A 7,639-nucleotide genomic window follows, 5' to 3' on the forward strand; every position below is an offset into this window, starting at 1 on the left:
TTAGAATTAAGGATAATTTGCTTAACCGGATGTTTAGCTTGGGGGTTTTATGCTCCAGTTTTAGCTGACATTACTCCCGATGGTAGCTTGGGAAATGAAGCGTCAAGGGTAACTCCTAATGTACAGGTCAAGGGGGCGCTGGCAGATTTAATTGAAGGGGGAGCAACTCGTGGGGAGAATTTGTTCCATAGTTTTGCGAAATTTAATGTAGGAGAACTACAACGAGTTTATTTTGCTAATCCCTCTGGGATTGAGAATATTTTAACACGAGTAACTGGAAGTAATCTATCGAATATTCTAGGTACTTTAGGAGTAGATGGTGCAGCGAATCTGTTTTTACTCAATCCCAATGGTATTGTGTTTGGACCAAATGCAAAATTAGATGTAGCTGGTTCGTTTTTCGCCTCTACTGCCAATAGTTTGGTATTTGGTGATGGGCAGGAATTTAGTGCGACATCCCCAGAAGCTCCGCCACTGTTAACGATTAATATCACCCCAGGATTGCAGTATGGTAAACATGACCCCAGGAGCACAATTACCAATGCTGGGAATTTAGCAGTAGGACAAGATTTAACTCTAGCCGCTGGCAACTTGGATTTACAGGGTCAACTGGAGGCTGGTAAGAATTTGACGCTGTTCGGAGAAGATACAGTCAGCATCAGGGATAGTGTAGCGCAACCGTTTAGAGCTTACTCTGGTGGCTTGCTGCTAATTCAGGGGAATCAGTCAATTGATATTGCAGCTCATAACCATACCGATAGTGGTTTATTTGCTGGTGCTGATTTACGGTTGCGCTCTGCTAATCCCATAGCAGGGGATGCTCACTATACCGCTGACGGAAATATCAGCATCGAACAGTTGGATGGGTTACCCGGAAATTTAGTCAGTACCGATGATCCGATTATTCTGACTAATGGAGATGTCAGTTTAGGAAACTATACCGGAGCGTCACTCCATATTTTGGCAGGAGGGAGTGTTACCGTTGGAGACATCGAGATTAACTCTACCGATACCGCTGATAATGCCATTAGCCCCGATAACTCCAATCCGTTCTTGGCTAGTCTGGCTAATGTGACCTTGTCGGATCAAGCACGAACATCTGTCGTAATTGATGGTAGTAGTCAACCTACTTTAGATATTCGTGCTGGCATAGATTGGACATTACTGGGAGGTTTTCCAGGAAATACCGATAGTGGAAATCTTGCCCCTAACCTTGGTAGTGCTGCTACTAGTGCAAATATCGAAATTGGTGAGATCTCGATTAATGCTCCCAATGGACTAGTATTGTTAACCAATCAGTATCAACCGAATGGAGCTAATCCTAGTAAAACCCTTGAGATTGGAGCACTCCGCACCGATGACGATTTCGGTGGGTTTGTGGGAAATAGTGGTGAGGTGATTATTGATTATCGAGGTGGGATTGACATCAGGGAACGCATTGATGCTTCTTCCGCTTCTGGTAAAGCAGGGGATATTACTGTGGTTACAAACGATCAACTATCCCTTGACGGAAGTTTTATTATTAGCAACACTTCCGGAACAGAAAAGGGTGGGGATATCACGATCGATACTGGCTCGCTCTTTGCCACAAACGGTGCTCAGATCGAAACAAGTACCTTCTTTGTCATTGATAATGCTAAGATCGACACCAGTATCTTTAATCAGGCAGATGCCGGGACAGTTACTATTGTTGCTGATGACACAGTCACCTTTGAAGGGCAATCCCAAGATGGTCAGACTAGTGGCATCGTTAACAATATTCTCAACGACATAGATCGAAACGCTGAACCAAAACCTATCGTTGACAGTGGTGGAATTTTCATTACCACAGGTTCTTTAGTTGTCAACGATGGCGCTCAACTGCAAGCCAGAGTTGGAGAGGTAGATCTATTTGGAACAGGTAATGTGAGAAAGTCTTGGGGGAACTCGGGCAATATCAATATTTTTGCCAGGGATACGGTTTCTTTTGGTGGTGGTGAACCTGACACTAGGGGTGGTGGTGCCGTCACTAGTGTCGAGGGACAAGGTACTGGTATTGCTGGTGATATTAATATCGAAGCCAAGTCGGTTTCTGTAACCAATGCCTCGCTACAGTCTAACCTGATCGGAGAGGGAAATGGTGGCAGTGTCAACATTCGCGCTAGTGATTCAGTAATCTTGGATGGAGGCCAAAACTCTATCCTGACTCGGGTTAATTCAAGTGGTGAAGCCACTGATGGCAAGAACGGTGGTGGCAATGTTTATATTGACACTCGGTCACTTTATCTAACTAACGGTGCTCGAATATTTGCCTCCACAGAGGGAAAAGGAAACGCAGGTAACGTCACAATTAGAGCAGAGGACATCAGTTTTGATGGGAATCTGGTAAATCAGTTCGATGACACTATAGCCAGCGGTGTTTTAAGTCAGGTAGCAGAAGGTGCTAGAGGTAATGGCGGTAACGTTGACATTAAGGCTAACTCTATTGCCATTACAAATACAGCAAAAGTAGATTCCAGCACTGCTGGGGCAGGTAATGCAGGACCGATAACTATCTCAACAAATCAGCTCACCCTCCGAGACCGGGGTGAAATTTCTGCTGCTACGTTCGGTCCAGGAAATGCTGGAAACATATCTGTAAAAGAAGCTGACTCAGTTGTTCTCACCAATGACAGTAATATCTTGAGTGAAGTAGGGGCTAAAAGTCGTGGTAATGGTGGAAATATTGACATTTGGACTGACTCCCTATCCCTCACCAACGGGAGCACTATTGCAACCCGTACCCAAGGATTTAACCCAGTCAACCTAGTGCAACAAGTACTCGATGATCCTAACAAAACCTATAACGAAGCAGTGCTGGGTGATAACCCAATCGTCTACTGGAGTCTTGATGAAACTAGTGGCTCAACCGCTTTTAATGCTACTGGCAATGGCTTCAACGGTACCTATGAAGGTGTAACTCAAGGTGTTCCAGGGATATCCGGTACAGCAGGAGAATTTAATGGCAATAATGATACTGCTGTGGATATAGGTACTGTTCAATCAGGTTCAGAGTTAGATATCTCCAATCAATCCTTTACTGTAGAAGCCTGGGTCAAGCCAAACGAAATTGGAGAAAGGCAATCCTATTTCGGTATACATAACGAAGATCAAGGGACTAATGATCAAGGTAACAGTCTATATTTCAGATTGACCAATCAAGCTTCTGTTCGTTTCGGTGATTTTCCCAATGATTTGGAAACACCAGACGACATAATTGAAGCAAATACTTGGTATCACATTGTAGCTAGTTACGACAAAACTTCCGGTAATAACACCATTTTTGTAAATGGCAGGGAAATTAATCGGAATGATCAAGGTGCTTTTAAAGGTCAAGACCCTCGTATCTTGATCGGGGCTTGGCAGAATATTCGTAATGAATCCTTCAATGGTGTAATTGATGAAGTAGCCGTCTACAACACAGCCCTATCTCCTGAAACTGTTGCCGAGCACTATCTGATTGGTCAGCGTAGCCTCGGCGCACCACTTGACATTGGTGAGAGTGGAGCCAATGCTGGTAATATTAACGTCCATGCTAATTCGATTACTATCTCTGGAGTTAGTCCCACTAATAATGATATTTCCAGTGGTTTACTGTCTGACAGCTTGGGCAAGTTAAGTGGTGAAGCCAGGGATATCACCATCAATACTGATTCCCTGAAAGTTGAAGATGGAGGAATAATAACCGTAACCAGTGACAACGGGGTAGCAGGTGATCTCGATATTACGGCTAATTCGCTGTTACTTAACAAAGGAACACTAGAAGCTGAAACTGCTGGCATTCCCGAGACTGGGGAATCAGGAGCGAATATCACACTAGACGTATCAGAATCAATAGTGATGCTTAACGAAAGCCTCATCTCCGCACAAGCTTCTGGAATAGCTACAGGTGGCAACATTGATATTGATACCAACCTCTTAATTGCCTTCCCCTCAAGTGGTAATGGTAACGATATCATTGCCAAAGCCGCACGGGGTCAAGGTGGTGAGATCACCATTGATGCCGAAGATGTCCGTCTGATTGAGGAGCGCGAAGCCATTGATGGAAATCGCACTAATGATATTGATGCTAGTTCTGACTCTGGTCCACAAGGAATAGTGACCATTAATACCGGCAATATTGACCCATCTCGGGGATTAGATCAACTACCAATTAATTTAACTGACCCATCATCACTCATTGTTGCTAGCTGTCCGAGAAGTGGGAAAGTCTCAGTCGATGAACTTGGTGAATTTATTGTTACTGGACGCGGTGGCATTCCGGCCAGTCCCCTCGACCCGATTATTGGTCAAACCATCATTGCTGATTGGGTGACTCTTGATGATCAAACCCTTAGTGAAACTGATCACAATCTTGATAAGAATCAGAGATTAGAGCCATCGACCGAAAAGAATTCTAGTCCACAGAATTCTCAGCGAAAACGAATTGTGGAAGCTCAAGGCTGGATGACTGGTCCCGATGGTACGATCATTCTGACCTCTTTCCCTACCGATACCACTAGCCCACCCAAGCCTTGGTATCACTATGTCTCTTGTCGGGATTTAAATTAAATTTTTCTCAATTGCTATGAGGTACTTTCGTCTTGGATTAATGGAAGTGGGTGCATCTTATTTGATACTAGTTTAGCATAGCAACAGGGTAGATATCCTTGGTAAATAAGCCAAGGTAAGCGCCATAAAAATTGATCCAAAATGTGAGTTCGGGCAAGGATTATCAGCAGATTAAGCCAAGATTACTCAGCACTATTGAAATTTGATATTAATAGTGTTTATAACAAGACCTCCTGATTGATTCTTGCCCTTACCCTGGGACTTCGGAGCAGAAATATCTGTTAATCGTTATTTCGAGTGCTATCATATTTTTTGTGGTGAAAAAAAATCCAAGTCAAAACCATGACTGTAGCTCAACCTTTGTATAACCTTTACCCTTTTTTAGAGGGGAAAACACGTAGCAGCGATGTACTAGACCAATCGTTATTAGAGTCAGTGCTTCAAAAAGCGGCTGAAAGCCGAGAAGTTCAGAAAAAGTATTTTGAGCGTTATGGTGCTACCCTTGTAGCAGCCGCTCGTGCCTTGGCTCAAGTGTATCGAAATGGCGGACGGCTTCTAGCGATGGGCAATGGTGGCTCTAGCTGTGACGCAGCCCATATTGCCATTGAGTTTATCCATCCCATTGGTGTAGGAAAACCCTCTCTTGAGGCGATCAATCTGTCACTGGATTCTACTGCAATTACTGCAATTAGTAACGACTTCGGTTTTGACCAAGTTTTTGCACGCCAGTTGCTAGCTAACGGACGAGAAGGTGATGCAATTATTGGCCTTTCTACCAGTGGTAATTCTAAAAATGTGCTGGGGGGTTTTGCCCAAGCAAAAAAAATGGGCATGGTTACGATCGCTCTGGTAGGGGGCAAGGGCGGCAAAATGGCAACAAGCCCAGATGTCGATTACTGCCTGATCGTCGAAAACACCAGCATTCACAGGGTTCAGGAAAGCCATCTGCCGACGTATCACATTCTATGGGATTTAGTCCACACAATTCTGGCAGGGTAGGGCATTGATTCGTTCTGAATAAGGAGTGAAAAAAATCATGACTGAACTTGTTGAATCTTTGCAATCAAAGCCAACTCAAACGATATTGCAAGATATCCAACGTCTTAGCAGTTCGTTGACACCAAAGCTGAGACGCCCCGTTAAACTGATGGCAGTCTCTGGTGAGCAAACCCTTGCCATTGCACGCCATAACCTCAATGGCATTGCTCTCGAACATCTGGAATTTGTCCAAGGTTACGGTAAGGCGGCATGGTCACTGCCCATTGATCGCGTTAATCATGCACTGGCGATCGCTCAAAAACCTGATGTTATCTTGACAACCTTTTCTGAGGTGATGACTATTCGGGGTTCTCAACAAAATCTCTCAGAAATTCGAGGGAAAGGAGCGGATATCCGTACTATCAACTCACCCCAAGATGCCCTGAAAATTGCCAAAGAAAATCCTAGCAAACAGGTTGTTTTCTTTGCAGTAGGCTACGAAGATAGCGTACTAAGTACAGCGCAAACAGTTGGGCAAGCTGCTGCTGAAGGGATTAGCAACTTCAGCGTTTATTGCAACCACATGACCCTGATTCCGGCTATCAAAGCCATTCTGGACTCCCCATCGATACACATTGACGGGTTGATTTGTTCATCTGAAGTTGCCTCGGTAATTGGTCTTGAACCTTATCGCTTTTTTGTTGAGTCCTACCGCAAACCGATCATCATTGCTGATTCTAGTCACCAGGCCATATTGAAAGCCACCCAAACCCTGCTACAGCAATTGGTGGATGGTCATGGAGAATTAAAAGACCAGGCACAAGTACCAGCAGAAGGCAATTCAGAAGCGCTACAAACCATTTGCCAGGTATTTGAACCCCGTGAATTCTATGAGTGGCGTGGCATGGGTTCGGTTGATTTTTCAGGATTAAGACTGCGGTCTGAGTACGTTCAATTTGATGCTGAAGTAAAATTTAACCTACCCAAATTAAAACTCGCTGATGTCCAGTTTGCTCAGTGCATGACTATCCTAACGGGAGTATTTCAACCGTGTCAGTGCAAGATATTTGGTGCAGGGTGTAGCCCAAAAACCCCGATGGGGACTTATATGACAACTGAGGAAGGCATCTGTGCGATGCACTACAAAGTCTTTCCTTTCATCGCTGCCATTAGTGATTAAGTTAAGGTTTTTGATAACAGGAGAAACCTATGGTGCTAACCGAATTGCAGAAGCGAAAACTGAAGAAACTCTTCGATTTATACGATGTTGATGGTAGTGGAGTCATCACTGAAGCTGACTATGAAAGGATGGCTCAGTCTCAGGCAAAAGTTCAAGGTTATCAACCGGGTTCCTTGGAATATAACATCATTTTTTCTCAGTTTAAAACTTTATGGAAGAACTTGCAAAAAGAAGTGGACATTAATGATGATGGCCAAGTGACTCTAGAAGAATTTCTGGAACATAAAGCCAAACAACTTAGTTTCAAGGAGCAATATCGGCCTTTGTGGTTAGAGCGCCAATCAGGACTTCAAACCTCACAGTCCTACGAACGATCCTATGAAGAAGATGTGATCGCCAAGCTAACTAATTTGATTTTTGAGCGATTGGATGTTGATGGCAATGGAGAGATTTCTCGTCAAGAGTACAAACAGGGCTTCCTCTCTCACTTCTCAGATGGAAACTTGACTGACGAAATTTTTTCAAAGCTTGATTTAAATGGCGATGGACATCTCAGTAAAAAAGAGGTTTTACAGCATGTCCATGATTTCTTTTACAGTGACGACCCAGAAGCTCCTGGTAACTGGATTCTAGGTCCATACTAAGGCTTGTGAAAGATAGTCAGTAGCTCGCTTTTCGCCCTTGGACAGGTATTAGGTGTTAGGTATTAGATGATAGGGCGTTGCTTAATAATGGCATGATTTTAATAGTAGGTGCGACCCAAGACCCCGAGCAATCCCTCGCGGCCTTGGGTCGCACCTGTAGAATGGGCATCAGGGGTGGAACTGGCATCAGGGGTAGAACTGGCATCAGGGGTAGAACTGGCATCAGGCGTAGAACTGGCATCAGGCGTAGAACTGGCATCTTGCCAGT

4 protein-coding genes are annotated in these 7,639 nt (G+C 44.2%); all 4 read left to right on the forward strand.

Going from position 1 to position 7,639, the window contains the following annotated elements:
• Positions 1–4,569, forward strand: a 4,569-nt coding sequence (locus F6K52_RS28445; RefSeq protein ID WP_293086545.1) for a filamentous hemagglutinin N-terminal domain-containing protein, incomplete at its 5' end; no start/stop codon positions are given.
• A gap of 342 nt (positions 4,570–4,911) precedes the next feature.
• Positions 4,912–5,568, forward strand: a complete 657-nt coding sequence (locus F6K52_RS28450; protein WP_008183973.1) for an SIS domain-containing protein — start codon at positions 4,912–4,914, stop codon at positions 5,566–5,568.
• Between the two features lie 37 nt (positions 5,569–5,605).
• On the forward strand, positions 5,606–6,727 hold the full coding sequence (gene hypD, locus F6K52_RS28455; RefSeq protein WP_293086550.1) for a hydrogenase formation protein HypD: 1,122 nt from the start codon (positions 5,606–5,608) through the stop codon (positions 6,725–6,727).
• Positions 6,728–6,756: 29 nt separating this feature from the next.
• Entirely contained in the window at positions 6,757–7,371 is a 615-nt protein-coding gene (locus tag F6K52_RS28460) for an EF-hand domain-containing protein (protein ID WP_293086553.1), read from the forward strand.
• Positions 7,372–7,639: the final 268 nt, after the last annotated feature.

Source organism: Moorena sp. SIO3H5 (genome assembly GCF_010692395.1).
GTDB lineage: Bacteria > Cyanobacteriota > Cyanobacteriia > Cyanobacteriales > Coleofasciculaceae > Moorena.

Bases quoted from the DNA above. Each gene is read 5' to 3' on its own strand.
- hypD (WP_293086550.1), top strand. From the start codon at position 5,606: ATGACTGAACTTGTTGAATCTTTGCAATCAAAGCCAACTCAAACGATA.
- F6K52_RS28460 (WP_293086553.1), top strand. From the start codon at position 6,757: ATGGTGCTAACCGAATTGCAGAAGCGAAAACTGAAGAAACTCTTCGAT.
- F6K52_RS28450 (WP_008183973.1), top strand. From the start codon at position 4,912: ATGACTGTAGCTCAACCTTTGTATAACCTTTACCCTTTTTTAGAGGGG.